Source organism: Streptomyces sp. NPDC036813 (genome assembly GCF_055609245.1).
This window is the reverse complement of the sequence record NZ_JBVJPV010000003.1, coordinates 389,613-407,771: the sequence shown is the minus strand read 5'-3', so window position 1 is coordinate 407,771 and position 18,159 is coordinate 389,613. Positions and strand designations below refer to the sequence as shown.

The following is an 18,159-nucleotide window of genomic DNA, read 5'->3' as shown; positions in this document are numbered from 1 at the left end:
ATGCGCCTGTGAGTGTTGCGCGTCACACCACGCGCTGTGAAGGGACGTGCACCGATTGGCGGAGGAGTGCGGGCGCATCGCGGGTTGCGTTGCGCCACACGGGTGGCCTTACGGACCGTCGCCGTCGTGTCGCTCGCAGTGTCCGGATCCTTTCCTCTTCAGTGGCTGCATCAAATCTGCATACGTGTGATCAGCTCCATATACCGCCAAACGTGATCATAACGCCCGCGGCTTTCCGGAGGTACTCCAGAGATGTCCCACGACGTCGTCGGACCGCGCGCCGTCATGCGCTCGGTCGCCTTCCTCACCGCGAGCGCGCTCGCGGTGACCGTGCTCACCGGCTGCAGTTCCGAGGACGAGGCCGGCAAGCCCCTCGCCGGGCAGGACATCGCCCGGGCCGCCCGCGCCCAGATCGCCGACGGCGGCACGCTGCGCTGGGCCGTGGACGCCGTACCCGAGACCCTGAACACCTTCCAGTCCGACGCCGACGCCACCACCACGCGCGTCGCGCAGGCCGTGCTGCCGTCGATGTACCGGCTGGACGCGCAGGGGCGGCCGCAGCGCAACGCCGACTACCTCGAGTCCGCGAAGGTCGTCGAGACCGAGCCCAAGCAGGTCGTGCTGTACAAGCTGAACCAGCAGGCCGTGTGGAGCGACGGCCGGGAGATCGGCGCCGCCGACTTCGCCGCGCAGTGGCGTGCCCTGTCCGGCAAGGACTCCGCGTACTGGACCGCCCGCAACGCCGGGTACGACCGCATCGAGAAGATCGAGCGCGGTGCGAACGACCTCGAGGTCAAGGTCACCTTCGCCAAGCCCTACGCCGACTGGCAGTCGCTGTTCTCACCGCTGTACCCGAAGGACGTCATGGGGACGCCGGACGCGTTCAACGACGGGGCGCGGCGCAAGCTGAAGGTCAGCGCCGGGCCGTTCAAGGTGCAGACGGTGGACACCAAGGCCAAGGACGTCGTCCTCACCCGCAATCCGCGCTGGTGGGGGCATCCGGCCAAGCTGACCGAGATCGTGCTGCAGGCCGTGCCGCGCGACAAGCGGGCGCAGGCGCTGGCCGCGGGCAGTATCGACATGGCCGAGATCGACCCCTCCGACGCCCAGCGCGTCACCGGCAGCACCGGGGGCGCGGCCGGCCCGCTGCAGGGGCCCGGCGGCCGTACGGCCGTCAAGGCGCTGCGCACCTGGGCGGCGCAGCACGGCGCGGACGCCGAGCCCGGTGACGAGGAGCTGCGGGCCTGGGAGAAGCTGACCAAGGCGGTCGCACAGGAACAGAAGGAGAAGGAGCAGCTGCGCGGCTTCGAGGTGCGCAAGTCCTTCGAGGCGGCGTACACGCAGCTCGCGCTCAACGGCTCCGAGGGGCCGCTGGCCGACGAGCGGGTACGGCGGGCGGTGGCGCGGGCGCTGGACCGGGGGCAGCTGGCCAAGCTGGTGCTGAAGCCGCTGGGGCTGCCGGCGGTGCCGGTGGGCAGCCATCTGGCGCTGTCCGGGCAGCCGGCGTACGCCGACAACAGCGGGGCGCTCGGCGGTCAGGACACCGCGGAGGCGCAGGCGCTGCTCGCCGACGCGGGGTGGGTGCCGGGCGGTCCGGTGGACGAGCAGAAGAAGGGGGAGAAGGCGGCCGGCGCGGAAGGGGACAGGGAGAAGGCGGCCGCGGACAAGTCCGGGAGCGGCAAGTCCGACGGGGACGCGTCCGAGGGCGGCAAGGACGGGACGTACATCGTCGGCCAGGACGACAAGGCGGGGTGGCAGCCCGGGCACGGCGAGGACGGCGGGCGGCACCTCGCGCAGGACGGCCGCCAGTACGCCGAGTGGCAGCTGCGGCAGGGCGGGGCGCCGGGGGCGTACGCGCCGAAGGGGACGGCGGCGCCGGCCGGGGCGGGGTCGCAGGTGCTGGCGAAGGACGGCAAGCCGCTGACGCTCCGGTTCGTGCTGCCGTCGGGACCGGGCTCGCAGACGCTGCGGCAGGTCGCGGACCGGATCTCCGGGATGCTCGCGAAGGTCGGCATCCGGACCGACATCACCAAGGTGTCGGACGACAGCTACTTCAAGGACCACATCGCCGCCGGCCAGTACGACCTGGCCCTGTACTCCTGGCCGGCCTCGGCCTTCCCGGCGACGGACGCCCGCCCGATCTACGCGAAGCCGGTACCGGCCGCCGACGGCTCGCTGAGCGTGGAGCAGAACTACACCCGGGTCGGCACGGACCAGGTCGACCAGCTCTTCGACCAGGCGATCGCGACGCTGGACCAGGACGAGGAACGGGCGCTGATCCGCAAGGCGGACTCCCGTATCTGGGCAGCTGCAGGATCGATTCCTCTCTTCCAGCGCCCGCAGCTGGTGGCCACCCGCACCTCCCTCGCCAACGCGGGAGCCTTCGGTTTCCAGACGCCGGTGTACGAGGACATGGGCTATCTGAAGAAGGGTGAGAAGATCACGGCGAGCCCGTCGTCGTAGGGGACGGTTCGGCCGGGGGCCGCCCGGGAGGCGCCCTGCGCCCCCTCCCCGGCCGAAACCGCTTCCCGGAGCCCCCTGGCGCAGCGCTGACCTGGGGTGATAGAGGCCGCCGAGCCACCCCGGCGGGCGCCCCGTACCATGGGGTGAGGCCGTGGCATGTTCAGCCCGGCAGGGCCCGCGCAGCAGGGCCGTCCTCACACTCCGGGAGATCGCCGCAATATGGCCACGCGCCACGACATCCGCAATGTCGCCATCGTCGCCCACGTCGACCACGGCAAGACCACCATCGTCGACGGCATGCTGAAGCAGGCCGGCGCCTTCGCCGCCCACCAGCTCGAGGGCGTCGACGACCGCATGATGGACTCGAACGACCTGGAGCGTGAGAAGGGCATCACGATCCTCGCCAAGAACACGGCGGTCAAGTACCACCCGAAGGACGGCGGGGACCCGATCACGATCAACATCATCGACACCCCCGGCCACGCCGACTTCGGCGGTGAGGTCGAGCGCGGTCTGTCGATGGTCGACGGTGTCGTGCTGCTGGTGGACGCCTCCGAGGGCCCGCTGCCGCAGACCCGGTTCGTGCTGCGCAAGGCGCTCCAGCAGCGCCTGCCCGTCATCCTGTGCATCAACAAGACGGACCGCCCGGACTCCCGGATCGACGAGGTCGTCAACGAGACCTACGACCTCTTCCTCGACCTGGACGCGGACGAGGAGCAGATCGAGTTCCCGATCGTCTACGCCTGCGGCCGTGACGGCATCGCGTCGCTGACCAAGCCGGACAACGGCACGGTCCCGGCCGACAGCGACAGCCTGGAGCCGTTCTTCTCCACCATCCTGGAACACATCCCGGCTCCGTCGTACGACGAGGACGCGCCGCTCCAGGCCCACGTCACCAACCTCGACGCCGACAACTTCCTCGGCCGTATCGCGCTGCTCCGCGTGGAGCAGGGCGAGCTGCGCAAGGGTCAGACGGTCGCCTGGATCAAGCGCGACGGCTCGATCAGCAACGTCCGCATCAGCGAGCTGATGATGACCGAGGCGCTCACCCGCAAGCCCGCCGAGAAGGCCGGCCCGGGTGACATCTGCGCCGTCGCCGGTATCCCGGACATCATGATCGGCGAGACCCTGGCCGACCCGGAGAACCCGGTCGCGCTGCCGCTGATCACGGTCGACGAGCCGGCGATCTCGATGACGATCGGCACGAACACCTCGCCGCTGGTCGGCCGCGGCGGCACCGGCAAGGGCGCCGACGCCAAGGCGGCCGTGAAGGACCGCAAGGTCACCGCCCGCCAGGTCAAGGACCGCCTGGACCGCGAGCTGATCGGTAACGTCTCGCTGCGGGTGCTGGACACCGAGCGTCCGGACGCCTGGGAGGTCCAGGGCCGTGGTGAGCTGGCGCTCGCCATCCTGGTCGAGCAGATGCGCCGCGAGGGCTACGAGCTGACCGTCGGCAAGCCGCAGGTCGTCACCAGGGAGGTCGACGGCAAGACCTACGAGCCGGTCGAGCGCATGACGATCGACGTGCCCGAGGAGCACATGGGCGCCGTCACCCAGCTCATGGGCGTCCGCAAGGGCCGGATGGACAACATGTCCAACCACGGCTCCGGCTGGGTCCGCATGGAGTTCGTGGTGCCGTCCCGTGGTCTCATCGGCTTCCGCACCGAGTTCCTGACCCAGACCCGTGGCACGGGTATCGGCCACTCCATCCACGAGGGCTTCGAGCCCTGGTTCGGCAACCTGACGACCCGCAACAACGGCTCGCTGGTCGCCGACCGCTCCGGTGCCGTCACCGCCTTCGCGATGACGAACCTGCAGGAGCGCGGCGTGCTGTTCGTGGAGCCCGGTACCGAGGTGTACGAGGGCATGATCGTCGGTGAGAACTCCCGCGCCGACGACATGGACGTCAACATCACCAAGGAGAAGAAGCTCACCAACATGCGGTCCTCCTCGGCTGACTCGTTCGAGGCGATCGTCCCGCCGCGCAAGCTGTCGCTGGAGCAGTCCCTGGAGTTCTGCCGCGACGACGAGTGCGTCGAGGTGACCCCGGAGGCCGTCCGCATCCGCAAGGTGAACCTGGACGCCCGCGAGCGCGCCCGCGCCGCGAGCCGCGCCAAGCACGGCTGACACACCGACAGCAACGAGCCGGGCCCCCGCGTTCAGCGGGGGCCCGGCTCGTCTGCGTTGCCGCCCGCATACCGTGCGTGGCGGGGGAATCCACCAGAGGGTAGGGAAAACCCTGCATCCTGGGCTCTAAGCCGCACAGGGTGGCCGATTTCTACTAGTCTGCTGTGCGGGTCGGCGCCGTCTGCCGTGGGCTCAAATGCCCAGTGGCCCTTTGCCGTTCGGGCGCGGACGCCTCTCTTTCGGGCAGCGTGAAGCGCCCTGCACGGCGGCCACTGTAGCCGCAACTGCTTTTTCCCACCCTTGCGTCCGGAATACGGACAGTGATCACCGATAGATGTGTAACAAGTCCGTTTCGCAGCGATCTATCTGCAAACTGTTTGTCCGGATTTTGGAAGAAGTAGGCGACAGGTGTGATCGAACCGAGACCTTAGGGGTGTGGTTCGGTCGGTGGCCCATGGCAGATAGTTAGGCGCGTAGAGCTCGGATCTCGGGTCACGCCAGCTGCGGCGCCGACTCGCGAGCGGGGGGACACCTCACCATCTGCGCCGTCCATGACGGTGGTGTGACGCGTGCCCCTCTATGCGGTGAACCAAAGGACTCATAAGGAGGAACCCATGCGCGGTGCGAAGAGCGCCAAGTGGGTCGCGATAGCCGCGGTTGTGGCGCTTGGTGCGACCGCCTGTGGTGGTGGCAGCGACAAGGGCGACAGCAAGGCCGCGATCGACCCGAACGGCAAGTTCTCGGTCGAGGTGGGCGAGCCGCAGAACCCGCTGCAGCCGGCCAACACCATGGAGTCCAACGGCAGCATCGTCATCAAGTCGCTGTTCTCCGGGCTCGTCGACTACGACAGCAGCGGCAAGATCGTCAACGTCAACGCGCAGTCGATCGACACGACCGACAACAAGACCTTCACGGTCAAGCTGAAGCCGGGCTGGACCTTCCACGACGGCACCCCGGTCACCGCCACGTCCTACGTCAAGGCGTGGAACTGGGCGGCCAACCCGGCCAACAAGCAGACCAACAGCGCCTGGTTCGCCGACATCCAGGGCTACGCCGACGTCGCTCCGGAGAGCGGCAAGGCCAAGGCCACCGAGATGTCCGGCCTGAAGGTCGTCGACGACAACACCTTCACCATCACGCTGTCCAAGCCGATCCCGTACTTCGTGTACAAGCTCGGCTACGAGGTCTTCGACCCGCTGCCCGAGTCCTTCTACGCCGACCCGAAGAAGGCCGGCGAGCACCCGATCGGCAACGGTCCCTACAAGTTCGTCAAGTGGGACCACAAGAAGCAGATCGAGGTCGCCAAGTTCGACGGCTACAAGGGCCCGAACGCCGCCAAGAACGGCGGTGTGATCTTCAAGAACTACGCGAAGCTCGAGACCGCCTACCAGGACCTCAAGTCCGGCAACCTCGACGTGATGCGCCAGGTCGCCCCGCGTGACCTCCCGGTCTACAAGGCCGACCTCGGCGACCGTGCCGTGGACCAGGCGTACTCCGCCATCCAGACCATCGCGGTGGCGTACTACTCCCCGCAGTGGAAGAACATCGACCCGCGCGTCCTGCAGGGTCTGTCGATGGCGATCGACCGGGACACCATCACCAAGACCGTCCTCCAGGGCACCCGTGAGCCGGCCACCGGCTGGGTCGCCAAGGGCGTCCTCGGCTACGAGCCGAACGCCGTGGGCGACATCACCAAGTACAACCCCGCCAAGGCCAAGGAGCTCATCAAGGCCGGCGGCGGCGTTCCGGGCAACAAGATCTCCATCCAGTTCAACGCGGACGGCGGTCACAAGGAGTGGGTGGAGGCCGTCTGCGGCTCCATCACCAAGGCGACCGGCGTGGCGTGCACCGGCGACTCCAAGCCCGACTTCCAGGCGGACACCAACGCGCGTGACGCCAAGCAGGTCAAGTCGCTGTACCGCTCCGGATGGGTGCTCGACTACCCGTTCATCTCCAACTTCATCCGCGACCTGTTCGGCTCCAAGGCCGACGGCAACCAGGGTGACTTCAACAGCAAGCAGATCGACGATCTGATCGCCAAGGCTGACGCGGCGAAGACGCTGGAGGACTCGGAGAAGCAGTACCAGCAGATCGAGAAGGAACTGCCGAAGTACATGCCGAGCATCCCGCTCTGGTACTACAAGGTCAACGCGGGCTACTCGGAGAAGGTCTCCGGTGTCAAGTACGCCCAGGACGGTGACCCGATCCTGACCGGCGTTCAGGTCAAGAAGTAACCGCTGGCGAACAGCGTTGCCGTGCCGCACCCGGCGGGGTGCGGCACGGCGTCGGCCGACAACAGGCCGGGGGGCCCTTTTCACCGCACACGTACGGACAAGCTCGGGGGAGCCGTTCGTGTGCGGTGGAAAGGGCCTGCCGCTGTGACTGACATGGAGGCACCATGGGGCGCTATGTCGCACGACGACTGCTCCAGATGATCCCGGTCTTCATCGGGACAACCCTGCTGATTTTCCTGATGGTCTACGCCCTGCCCGGCGATCCCGTGCGGGGGCTCTTCGGTGACAAGGGCACGAGCCCGGCGGTCCTTCGGGCGCTGCGGCACGAGTACGGCCTCGACAAGCCCGTTCTGGTCCAGTACTGGGACTACATGAAGGGCATCGTTCTGCACTTCGACTTCGGCAACCAGATCGCCAGCGGGCGTCCGGTCACCGAAATCCTGGGCGAAGCCTTCCCCGTGACGCTGCGCCTGTCCGGCCTGGCGTTCGTCATCGAGGCGGTCCTCGGCATCGTCCTCGGCGTCGTCTCCGGCATGCGGGCCGGCAAGTGGGCCGACACCGTCATCCTGTTCGTGACGCTGCTGCTGATCTCGGTCCCCGTCTTCGTCCTGGGCTACATCCTCCAGACGGTGTTCGCCTTCCAGCTCGGCTGGCTGGAACCGGCGGTCAACGACGACACGAACCTCAACCAGCTGCTGCTGCCGGCCATCGTGCTGGCGAGCGCCTCTCTGGCCTATGTGGCACGGCTGACGCGGACCTCGATCGCGGAGAACCTGCGCGCCGACTACATCCGCACCGCCGTCGCCAAGGGCCTGCCCCGCCGCCGTATCGTCGGTGTGCACCTGATGCGCAACTCGCTCATCCCCGTCGTCACCTTCCTCGGCACCGACCTCGGTGCCCTGATGGGCGGCGCGGTCGTGACCGAGTCCATCTTCAACATCCACGGCGTCGGCGGCACCATCGCCGACTCGATCACCCGCCGTGAGGGCACCACGCTGGTCGGCCTGGTCACCATCCTCGTCCTCGTGTACCTCGTCACCAGCCTGATCGTGGACCTGCTGTACGCGGTTCTGGACCCGAGGATCCGTTATGCCTGAGCTGACCAAGACCGCAGACGAGCCCGTCGTCGCCGTCGCCGCAGGCGGCGCCCCCGCGGGCAAGCCGGAGAAGACCCGCAGCCTGTGGGGCGACGCCTGGCGGGACCTGCGCACCAACTGGGTGTTCATCGTCTCGGCCGTGCTCATCGTCCTGCTGATGGTGATGGCGGCCTGGCCGAGCCTGTTCACGGGCGCCGACCCGAACAACAAGGACCTGGCGGCCCACTACCTCCAGCACCCGCACTACGGCAAGGTCTTCGCCGAGGACTGGCTGGGCTACGACGCCCAGGGCCGCAGCGTGTACGCCCGTGCCATCTACGGCACCCGCGCCTCGCTGCTCGTCGGCGCGGGCACCACGCTGGCCGTCACCGTCTTCGGTGGTCTGGTCGGCATGCTCGCCGGCTACTTCGGCGGCTGGCTCGACGCCGTGCTGTCCCGCATCACGGACATGTTCTTCGGCATCCCGTTCCTGCTCGGCGCGATGGTCATGCTGAACTCCTTCACGGAGCGCAACATCCCCGTCGTCATCACCGCCCTGGCCTTCCTGGGCTGGACGCAGACGGCGCGTGTCATGCGTGGTTCGGTGATCACCGTCAAGGCCACGGACTACGTCCACGCGGCCAAGGCGCTCGGTGCCTCCACCAGCCGGATCCTGTTCCGCCATGTGCTGCCCAACGCGGTCGCGCCGGTGATCGTCGTCGCCACCATCTCGCTGGGTGTCTACATCGGCGCCGAGGCGACGCTGTCGTTCCTGGGCCTGGGCCTGAACGGCGTCTCGTGGGGCAACGACATCTCCGACGGCGGCAACCAGATCCGCGTCGCGCAGTACATCATGCTCTACCCGTCGATCATGCTCAGCATCACGGTGCTGGCGTTCATCATGCTCGGTGAGGCCGTCCGCAACGCCCTCGATCCGAAGTCGCGCTGAGGGAGGCGTACGTGACCATCATCGAAGACACCACTTCCGTGCCCTCGCCGCGTGGCGAGGGCGCCGACGGCGGTCCGCTGCTCGAAGTGCGTGACCTGCACGTCGAGTTCCACACCCGCGAGGGCGTGGTCAAGGCCGTCAACGGCGTCAACTACAGCGTCTCCGCGGGCGAGACCCTCGCCGTGCTCGGCGAGTCCGGCTCCGGCAAGTCGGTCACCGCGCAGGCCATCATGGGCATCCTCGACATGCCGCCGGCGAAGATCCCGCAGGGCGAGATCCTCTTCCGCGGCCAGGACATGCTGAAGATGTCCGCCGAGGACCGCCGCCAGATCCGCGGCCGCCGTATCGCGATGATCTTCCAGGACGCGCTCAGCTCGCTGAACCCGGTGCTGACCGTGGGCTACCAGCTCGCTGAGATGTTCCGCATCCACCAGGGTCTGTCCAAGAAGGACGCCAAGGCCAAGTCCATCGAGCTGATGGACAAGGTCAAGATCCCGGCCGCGGCCGCCCGCGTCAACGACTACCCGCACCAGTTCTCCGGCGGTATGCGCCAGCGCATCATGATCGCCATGGCGCTGGCGCTGGAGCCGGACCTGATCATCGCCGACGAGCCGACCACGGCCCTCGACGTGACGGTCCAGGCCCAGGTCATGGACCTGCTCGCGGAGCTGCAGCGCGAGTACAACATGGGTCTGATCCTCATCACCCACGACCTCGGCGTCGTCGCCGACGTCGCGGACAAGATCGCGGTCATGTACGCGGGCCGGATCGTGGAGCGCGCCCCGGTCCACGAGCTGTACAAGCGCCCCGCGCACCCGTACACGCGGGGTCTGCTGGACTCCATCCCGCGCCTGGACCAGAAGGGCCAGGAGCTGTTCGCGATCAAGGGTCTGCCGCCCAACCTGCTGCGCATTCCGACCGGTTGCGCCTTCAACCCGCGCTGCCCCAAGGCCCAGGACATCTGCCGCGAGCAGGTCCCGGTGCTGGCGCCGGTCACCGAGCAGGACGGCACGGACCTGCCGGGCCGCGCCTCGGCCTGCCACTTCTGGAAGGAGACGCTCCATGGCTGAGCTCAGCAAGAACGACGAGCAGCCGGACGCCACGCCGAACGTCTCCGAGGTGGACGTCGTCGACGCCCACTCCGAGGAGGAAGCGGTCGCCGCCATCGAGGCGCCCGTCTCGCGCGGCGAGCCAATCCTCCAGGTGCGTGACCTGAAGAAGCACTTCCCGCTGACCCAGGGCATCCTGTTCAAGAAGCAGATCGGCGCGGTCAAGGCCGTCGACGGTGTCTCCTTCGACCTGTACCAGGGCGAGACCCTCGGCATCGTGGGCGAGTCCGGCTGCGGCAAGTCCACGGTCGCCAAGCTCCTGATGAACCTGGAGCGCGCCACCGCGGGTGAGATCTTCTACAAGGGCCAGGACATCACCAAGCTGTCCGGGCGCGCGCTGAAGGCGGTCCGCCGCAACATCCAGATGGTGTTCCAGGACCCGTACACCTCGCTCAACCCGCGTATGACGGTCGGCGACATCATCGGTGAGCCCTTCGACATCCACCCCGAGGTGGCCCCGAAGGGCGACCGGCGCCGCAAGGTGCAGGAGCTGCTCGATGTCGTCGGTCTGAACCCGGAGTACATCAACCGCTACCCGCACCAGTTCTCCGGCGGCCAGCGCCAGCGCATCGGCATCGCCCGCGGCCTGGCCCTGAACCCCGAGATCATCATCTGCGACGAGCCGGTCTCCGCGCTGGACGTGTCCGTCCAGGCGCAGGTCGTCAACCTGATGGAGCGCCTGCAGGACGAGTTCAACCTGTCCTACATCTTCATCGCGCACGACCTGTCGATCGTCCGGCACATCTCGGACCGCGTCGGTGTGATGTACCTCGGCAAGATCGCCGAGATCGGCACGGACGAGCAGATCTACGACCACCCGACGCACCCCTACACCCAGGCGCTGCTCTCCGCGGTCCCGGTCCCGGACCCGGACGCGCGCGACCACCGCGAGCGGATCATCCTCACCGGTGATGTGCCGTCGCCGGCCAACCCGCCGTCGGGTTGCCGCTTCCGCACCCGGTGCTGGAAGGCGCAGGACAAGTGTGCGCAGGAGGTGCCGGTCCTCGCGATCCCCGAGCGGTTCAAGGGGGAGGACACACCTGCGGCGCACGAGTCGGCGTGTCACTTCGCCGAGGAGAAGGACGTCGTCCACGCGGTGTGACCGCCGTCGGCTGAGCCGTTGTTCCCGGTGCCCCTTGTTCTGGGGTGCCGGGAACTTTGGTTTCTCGGGTGCGGCGCCGTAGTGGCTGGTGGCGCAGTTCCCCGCGCCCCTCAGGTCGGTACCGATCCCCTTGCGGACACATGGCAGGCCGACTGCGCTTCCGTACCGGGGTTCAGGACACCCGGGTCCTTCGTGCGGCAGGCTTCCGCCACTCCGGCTCGCTCCGCCTCGCCGCTCGCCAGGAGGGGGCATCTGGCGTGGAAGCGGCAGCCGGAGGGGATACGGGACGGGTCCGGGGGCTCGCCCGTCAGGATGAGCGGGGTGCCCGGGGCCTCGGGGAGGACCGAGAGCAGGGCCTGGGTGTACGGGTGACGGGGAGCCGTCAGTACCTCTTCCACCGTTCCCGTCTCCACGATCCGGCCGAGGTACATCACCGCCACCCGGTCGGCGATGTTCCACGCCAGGCCCAGGTCGTGGGTCACCACCAGTGCCGCGAGGCCCAGGTCCGTGCGCAGGCGGAGCAGCAGGGCGAGGATCTCGCCGCGCACCGACGCGTCCAGGGACGCCACCGGTTCGTCGGCCACCAGCAGCCGGGGCTGAAGGACCAGCGCGCCCGCGATGACCACCCGCTGCCGCTGGCCGCCGGACAGTTCGTGCGGGTAGCGCAGGAAGAAGCGCTCGGGGGGACGCAGTCCCGCGCGGGACAGCGCCTCCGCGACCGCCGCGCGCTCGTCCCCGGCGTGCCCGTGGATGCGCAGGCCCTCCGCCACCGCGTCGTAGACCGTGTGCCGGGGGTTGAGGGAGCCGCTGGGGTCCTGCAGGACCAGCTGCACCTGGCGGCGGTAGGCGCGCAGGGCACGGGAGGAGTAGGACAGCTCCCGTCCGTCGTACGAGATCTGTCCCGCCGTCGGTTTCACCAGGCCCAGCAGTGCCCGGGCCAGGGTCGACTTGCCGCAGCCGGACTCGCCGACGAGTGCGACGATTTCGCCGGGGCGGATGTCGAGCTCCACCCCGTCGACCGCGCGGGCGGGGCCCGCCCCCCGCCGGCCGGGGAAGGTCACGTGCAGGCCCTGGGCGCTGAGCAGCGGCGGTGTCGTCATGGGGTGCTCCTCGCGTTCTCGGACGGCAGGCCCCCGGCGTCCGCGTCCTCGTCCGGTACGCCGGTGACGTGCACGCAGGCCGCCGAGCGGCCCGGACCGGCGTCCCGCAGGGGCGGGTCGTCGGCCGCGCACACCGGCAGGGCCACCGGGCAGCGGGCGTGGAAGGCGCAGCCGGCGGGGAGGGCGGCCGGGTCCGGCGGGTCACCGGGCAGGCCCGCCGGCGCGAACCGGGACGCCGGGTCGCCGATGCGCGGGAACGCCGCCGACAGGGCCTTCGCGTAGGGGTGACGGGCCTCCTCGTACACCGAGCGGGCCGGGCCCTCCTCGACCACCCGGCCGGCGTACATCACCGCCAGCCGGTCGCAGGTGTCGGCCAGGACGGCGAGGTCGTGGCTGATCATGATCAGGCCCAGGTCCTGGTCGGCGACCAAGTGCTCGATCAGCTTCAGGATCTGCGCCTGGATCATCACGTCCAGCGCGGTCGTCGGCTCGTCCGCGACGATCAGCCGGGGCCCGCAGGCCAGCGCCATGGCGATCATCACGCGCTGCCGCTGACCGCCGGACAGTTCGTGCGGGAAGGCCGAGGCGCGCGCGGCCGGCAGCCCCACGTGTTCCAGCAGTTCCCCGGCCCGTGCCCGGGCGGCGGCGGGCGTGGCCCGGCCGTGCAGCAGGGCCGGCTCGGCGATCTGGTCGCCGACCCGGTGCACGGGGTTCAAGGAGTGCATCGCGCCCTGGAACACGATCGACGCCCCCGCCCAGCGCACCGCGCGCAGCCGCCCCCAGCGCATACTGAGTACGTCCTCGCCGTCCAGCGCGATCCGGCCGGTGATCCGTGTGCCCGCCGGCAGCAGCCGCAGCAGCGCCAGGGCCAGGGTGGACTTGCCGCAGCCGGACTCGCCCGCGACGCCGAGCTTCTGCCCGGCCTCCAGCGTGAGGTCCACGCCGCGTACGGCGGCCGCCCCGCCCGGGTACGTCACCGACAGGTCCCGCACCTCCAGCAGCGTCATCGGGCCACCCCCAGCCTGGGATTGAGGACGGCCTCGACGGCCCGTCCGCACAGCGTGAACGCCAGCGCCACCCCCGCGATCGCGATGCCGGGCGGCACCAGGTACCACCAGTCGCCGGAGCTGACCGCGCCCGCCTCCCGCGCCTCCTGGAGCATCCCGCCCCAGGACACCACGGTCGGGTCGCCGAGCCCGAGAAAGGCGAGGGTGGCCTCGGCGAGGATGGAGGAGGAGATCATCAGGGTCGTCTGCGCCAGCACCAGCGGCATCACATTGGGCAGCACGTGCCGGGTCATGATGTGCCAGTGCCCGCCGCCGAGCGCCTTCGCCCGCTCGATGTACGGCCGTGACTCCACCGCGAGGGTCTGCGCCCGCACCAGTCGCGCGGTCGTCGGCCAGGTGGTGACGCCGATCGCCAGGACGACGGTGCCGAGCGAGCGGGACATCACGGTGGCCAGCGCGATGGCCAGCACCAGCGTCGGCATCACCAGGAACCAGTCCGTGACCCGCATCAGCACGGTGGCGTACGCGCCCCGGAAGTGCCCGGCGGTGATGCCCACGACCGCGCCGATCGCCACCGACAGCACCGCCGCCAGCAGGCCCACCAGCAGCGACACCCGCGAGCCCCACACCAGCAGGCCCAGCAGGTCGCGGCCGAAGCGGTCGGTGCCCAGCCAGAACTCCCCGCTCGGACTCTCCAGCGGCCGGCCCGGCGCGCCGGTCACACTCGCCACGTCCGGGCCGACCGTCAGCGGCGCGCTCAGCGCGAGCAGGGCGAGGAGAGCGAGCGCCACGAGGCCCACCAGGCCCGCGCGGTGGGTGCGGTACCGGCGCCAGAAGCCCGCTGCGGCCCGCCGCCGGCGCTGCCAGGCGAGCCCGGTCACGGTGGAGGCGCTCATGTCCGTCCCACTCTCGGGTCGAGCAGCGGATAGACCAGGTCGGCCAGGGTGTTCATGACGATCACCGCCGCGGCGAAGAACAGGAACAGGCCCTGCACCAGCGGCAGGTCGGGCACGCTGAGCGCCTGGTAGAACAGGCCGCCGAGGCCGGGCCAGGAGAAGACCGTCTCGACCAGGATCACGCCGGCAACGGTCCGGCCGAGGTTGACGAAGACGAGGGTGACGGTCGGCAGCAGCGCGTTGGGCACCGCGTGCCGGCGCCGCACCAGGTCGTCGCGCAGCCCCTTGGCCCGCGCGGTCGTCAGATAGTCGCTGCCCATCTCGTCCAGCAGCGCCGAGCGGGTCACCAGCAGGGTCTGGCCGTACTCGACGGCGACCAGCGTGAGCACCGGCAGGATCAGATGGTGGGCGACGTCGAGGACGTAGGCGAAGCCTTCCTTTCCGCCGGTCTCCATGCCGCCGGTGGGGAAGAGCCCAGGGAGCGGGCCGATGCCGACCGACAGCACGATGATGAGCAGCAGGCCCAGCCAGAAGGACGGCACCGAGTACAGGGTCAGGGCCAGCCCGGTGTGGAAGCGGTCGCCGAGGCTGCCGCGCCGCCAGGCCGCTCGGGTGCCCAGGAAGACGCCGAGCAGGGTGTAGAGCACGAACCCGGTGCCGGTGAGCAGCAGGGTGTGGGGCAGCGCCTCGGTGATCTTGTCGAGGACCGGGGCGCGGAACTGGTAGGAGGTGCCGAGGTCGCCGGTGAGGGCCTTGCCGCAGTAGTCCGTGAACTGCTGCCACAGCGGCAGGTCGAGCCCGAACTCCCGGCGGTAGGCGGCCAGTTGTTCGGCCGAGATGGGGCGGCCGCCGGTCATCGTGCGGACCGGGTCGCCCGGGATGAGGCGGAACAGGAAGAAGCCGGTGACGAGCACGGCCAGCAGCGAGACGGCGGCGCCGGCCAGCTTGCCGGCCCCGTAGCGCAGGTACGGGACCGGCGAGGGGCGCCGGACGGCAGCGGTCGGGAGGGCGGTGGCGGTCATGGGCTACTCGCGGTCCTCGGCGGTGGAGCGGCGGCGCAGGGCGAGGAAGCCGGCGGCGCCCACGAGGACGACCACGCCCGCGACGATCCCGGCCACCACGCCGGTCGAGCTGCCCGAGTCGGAGGAGCCGTTCGAGGCGGCGGGCGTCGCCGACCACCAGCTCCAGTAGCCGTCCTGGCCGTAGATGTTGCCCGCGGCCCTGGGCATCGTCTCGATCGAGGCGATCCGGTCGGTGCGGTAGGCCTCCATCGCGTTCGGGTATGCCATGACGTTCATGTACCCGGTGTCGTACAGCCGCGACTCCATCTGCTTGACCAGGTCCGCCCGCTTGGCCGCGTCGTACTCGGCGAGCTGACGGGCGTACAGGTCGTCGAACTGCTTGTCGCAGATGAAATTGTCGGTCGCGCCCGTCTTCTTCGGGTCGGCGGGCAGGGCGGCGCAGGTGTGGATGGACAGCACGAAGTCCGGGTCGGGGTTGACCGACCAGCCGTCGAAGGCGAGGTCGTAGGTGCCGGCGAGCCAGGGGTCGCTGACGTTGTCCAGGCAGTCCAGGCGGACACCGATGCCGAGCTTGCCCCACCACTCCTTCAGATACTGGCCGACGGCCTTGTCGTTGGGGTCGGTGGCATGGCACAGCAGGCGGTAGGTGAGCGGCTTGCCGTCCTTGCCGACGCGCTGCCCGGAGCCGTTCTTCCGGTAGCCGGCCCGGTCGAGGAGCTGGCCGGCCTTCGCCGGGTCGTACGCCAGTTCCTGTGCGCCGGACGGCTTCCAGAAGTACGTCGCGAAGCGCGGCGGGATGTAGCCGGCGCCCTCGACGGCGTGGCCCTGGAAGACCTTGTCGATGAGCGTCTTGCGGTCGACGGCGAGGAACAGCGCCTGCCGCACCCGCTGGTCCAGCAGCGAGGGGTTGCCGTCACCGAAGCGGGTGCCGTCCTTGGCGCGGGCGCCGGGGTTGACGGCGAGGGCGTAGAAGCGGCGGCCGGGGGCGTCGTTGACCTTCACGTTCCGCTGGTTCTTCAGGGCGGCGGCCTGGGCGGGGGTGAGGTTGCCGACGAAGGACACCTCGCCCTTCTGCAGGGCGGCGACGGCGGCGTCACCGTCCTTGTAGTACTTGAAGACCAGCTCGTCGAACTTGGGGGCGCCGCGCCAGAACTTCTTGTTGGCCTTGAGCCGTACGTAGCTGTCGGGCTTGTAGTCGGCGAGCACGAACGGGCCGTCGCCGACGACGGGGAAGGTCTTGTCGTTGTTGAACTTGGAGAAGTCGCCGACCTTCTCCCAGATGTGCTTGGGCACGATCGGCACGTCCAGCGCCGTCATGGTGGCCTGCGGCTTCTTCAGCTCGATGACCAGTCGGGTGGGGCTGGGGGCGGTCACCTTGCGGAAGTTGGTGACGAAGCTGCCGTTGGCGGTGGCGGCGGACTCGTCGGTCATCATCTTGGTGAACGTCCACGCCGCGTCCTCGGCGGTGACCTTCTGCCCATCGGACCAGGTGGCGTCGGAGCGGATGGTGTAGGTCCAGGTGAGCTTGTCCGCCGAGGGCGCCCACCGGGTGGCGAGGCCCGGGACCGCGTGCGCGTCGCCGGGGTCGTAGTCGGTGAGGTACTCGTACATCAGCCGGTTGATGCTCGTGGAGAGCAGGCGGGTGGCGAGGAAGGGGCTGAGCGAGTCGACGCTCTGCGCGACGGCGACGGTGAGCACCTTGGGGCCGCCGTCCGCCGCCGCGGCCTGCGCCGGCGCGGGAGCGAGCGGGGTGGCGAGGGCGGCGGTCAGGGCCAGTGCGGCGGTGCCCGCCGCGGCGGCGAGGCGGGTGGCGGGTCGCGCTCCGCGAGCTGATCGGACTTCCATTCCGTTCGGGGCTCTTACGGGTCCGTGCTGATCGTTTCGCTTCATGGAACGTGACCTCGCGTCGTCGCTCGCTGGGGAGACGGCAGTGTCCGGAAGTGGCCGCTCGCTCAGGGACAGCTGTGTCTGATCGTGGCCGCTCGCCCGGGGACGGCTGTGTCTATCAGTGGCTGTCTGCGCACGTCAACGGTCCGTCAAACCCCTTGCTGCCTGCGAAAACAGCGTTCGGTCGACCTCCGCAACACCCCATTGGTCCAGTCCACTGAAGCCCCCCAGGTGAAGCCCTGACGGTCCTTCGGGAGAACTCCCGGCAAACGAGAACCCCGCCGGACACGGTCCGACGGGGCAGGGGGTGGAACCGGCGCCCTCCCGTATGTGCCGGTTCCCTCAGGAGCTCCTGAGGCGGGGCTCACCCGTACTGGATCCCCCAGAGGTTGTTGTTGCGCTTGGCGGGGGCGACGATGCCCGACTTCTTCCAGATCTTGTGCTTCACGCACTGCTGCTGCCCGTTGGGCTCCAGGTGGTACTTGGTGACGCTGAAGCCCTTGGCCTCGTGGTACATCATCAGGCGGCCCTTGGTCTTGCCGGCCTTCTTCTGCACCGTGGCCGAGTAGGTCCAGGTGTCCGACTTCGTCCAGGTCTTGCCGACGGAGACGCTGAAGGACGTCGACGCCTTGGCGAAGATGACGCCGGCCTCGGTGCCCAGCGTGGCCGTGCCGGTGGCGGTCCAGCTGCCCGTCTTGTTCTTGGCGTAGCTGATGGTCACGCCCGGCCGCGCCCAGTCGCTGTGCACGTTGGTCGGTTCCCACACCGTCTTCTTGTCGCCGATGCTGTAGATGGGGTTGTCGTCGCAGCGGATGCCGGCGGCCGCCGTCGGGGCGGAGACCGCCACCGCGCCGCAGCCGAGCAGCGCGGTGGACAGGGCCGCGCTCATCACACGCTTCATGGATCGCCTCTCAGGCAGATACGGGCCGGCCGTCGGACCGGTCGTGTCCCGGCGCGCCGACTTGAAGAGAACACGCCAGATACTTCTCCCAACTCCACTGGGAGGGAAGGGATCTGAGTGACTCTTGAGCTTCGCGCACGGCGCCCGGCGCGTCATCGCGCCCGGGATCCGCCTCGGCGTCCGGTGCGCCGAGGCTCCGGATCTCCAGCCGCTGCGCCCCTTCCCGCGCGGTCCGGCGCATGCACCCGGACGGGCGACCCGTGCCCCGGACGGATGGCGTGAATGT

The 18,159-nt window shown here is 69.4% G+C and carries 13 protein-coding genes; 7 read left to right on the top strand and 6 right to left on the bottom strand.

The features are described from left to right. Positions 1 to 252 precede the first annotated feature (252 nt). The 7 genes from ACZ67Q_RS09400 (at position 253) to ACZ67Q_RS09370 (ending at position 11,060) form a co-directional block, all read left to right on the top strand. The gene (locus tag ACZ67Q_RS09400; RefSeq protein ID WP_471178563.1) at positions 253 to 2,463 is read left to right on the top strand and encodes an ABC transporter family substrate-binding protein; all 2,211 of its coding nucleotides are present in this window, start codon (positions 253 to 255) and stop codon (positions 2,461 to 2,463) included. A gap of 219 nt (positions 2,464 to 2,682) precedes the next feature. Continuing rightward, positions 2,683 to 4,590: a translational GTPase TypA gene (gene typA / locus ACZ67Q_RS09395; protein ID WP_471178560.1), complete on the top strand. Its 1,908-nt coding sequence runs from the start codon at positions 2,683 to 2,685 to the stop codon at positions 4,588 to 4,590. A 614-nt stretch (positions 4,591 to 5,204) separates the two neighbouring features. Further along, on the top strand, positions 5,205 to 6,824 hold the full coding sequence (locus ACZ67Q_RS09390; RefSeq protein WP_471178558.1) for a peptide ABC transporter substrate-binding protein: 1,620 nt from the start codon (positions 5,205 to 5,207) through the stop codon (positions 6,822 to 6,824). Positions 6,825 to 6,988: 164 nt separating this feature from the next. Then, on the top strand, positions 6,989 to 7,921 hold the full coding sequence (locus ACZ67Q_RS09385; RefSeq protein WP_471178555.1) for an ABC transporter permease: 933 nt from the start codon (positions 6,989 to 6,991) through the stop codon (positions 7,919 to 7,921). After that, positions 7,914 to 8,849 (top strand): ABC transporter permease, encoded by a 936-nt coding sequence (locus tag ACZ67Q_RS09380; RefSeq protein WP_471178552.1) that lies wholly within the window; start codon positions 7,914 to 7,916, stop codon positions 8,847 to 8,849. The genes ACZ67Q_RS09385 and ACZ67Q_RS09380 overlap by 8 nt, the downstream gene beginning before the upstream one ends. Before the next feature lie 11 nt (positions 8,850 to 8,860). Then, positions 8,861 to 9,919, top strand: coding sequence for an ABC transporter ATP-binding protein (locus tag ACZ67Q_RS09375; RefSeq protein ID WP_361628767.1), 1,059 nt, complete (start codon positions 8,861 to 8,863; stop codon positions 9,917 to 9,919). Then, positions 9,912 to 11,060, top strand: coding sequence for an ABC transporter ATP-binding protein (locus ACZ67Q_RS09370; RefSeq protein WP_471178550.1), 1,149 nt, complete (start codon positions 9,912 to 9,914; stop codon positions 11,058 to 11,060). Before ACZ67Q_RS09375 ends, ACZ67Q_RS09370 begins: the two co-directional genes overlap by 8 nt. Before the next feature lie 110 nt (positions 11,061 to 11,170). Here the strand turns inward: ACZ67Q_RS09370 and ACZ67Q_RS09365 are convergent, their stop codons facing one another. From ACZ67Q_RS09365 to ACZ67Q_RS09340, 6 genes are all read right to left on the bottom strand, one after another. Further along, the gene (locus ACZ67Q_RS09365) at positions 11,171 to 12,160 is read right to left on the bottom strand and encodes an ABC transporter ATP-binding protein (RefSeq protein WP_471178547.1); all 990 of its coding nucleotides are present in this window, start codon (positions 12,158 to 12,160) and stop codon (positions 11,171 to 11,173) included. Further along, complete coding sequence (locus ACZ67Q_RS09360) at positions 12,157 to 13,167, bottom strand: ABC transporter ATP-binding protein (RefSeq protein WP_471178544.1); 1,011 nt, start codon at positions 13,165 to 13,167, stop codon at positions 12,157 to 12,159. Before ACZ67Q_RS09360 ends, ACZ67Q_RS09365 begins: the two co-directional genes overlap by 4 nt. Beyond that, positions 13,164 to 14,063 carry an ABC transporter permease gene (locus tag ACZ67Q_RS09355; protein ID WP_471178541.1) on the bottom strand — a complete coding sequence of 300 codons (900 nt, stop codon included), beginning with the start codon at positions 14,061 to 14,063 and terminating at the stop codon, positions 13,164 to 13,166. Before ACZ67Q_RS09355 ends, ACZ67Q_RS09360 begins: the two co-directional genes overlap by 4 nt. Beyond that, positions 14,060 to 15,085 (bottom strand): ABC transporter permease, encoded by a 1,026-nt coding sequence (locus ACZ67Q_RS09350; RefSeq protein WP_471178538.1) that lies wholly within the window; start codon positions 15,083 to 15,085, stop codon positions 14,060 to 14,062. Before ACZ67Q_RS09350 ends, ACZ67Q_RS09355 begins: the two co-directional genes overlap by 4 nt. A gap of 3 nt (positions 15,086 to 15,088) precedes the next feature. Then, on the bottom strand, positions 15,089 to 16,975 hold the full coding sequence (locus tag ACZ67Q_RS09345; protein WP_471178535.1) for an ABC transporter substrate-binding protein: 1,887 nt from the start codon (positions 16,973 to 16,975) through the stop codon (positions 15,089 to 15,091). Between the two features lie 361 nt (positions 16,976 to 17,336). Then, entirely contained in the window at positions 17,337 to 17,873 is a 537-nt protein-coding gene (locus tag ACZ67Q_RS09340; RefSeq protein ID WP_471178533.1) for a hypothetical protein, read from the bottom strand. Positions 17,874 to 18,159 lie beyond the last annotated feature (286 nt).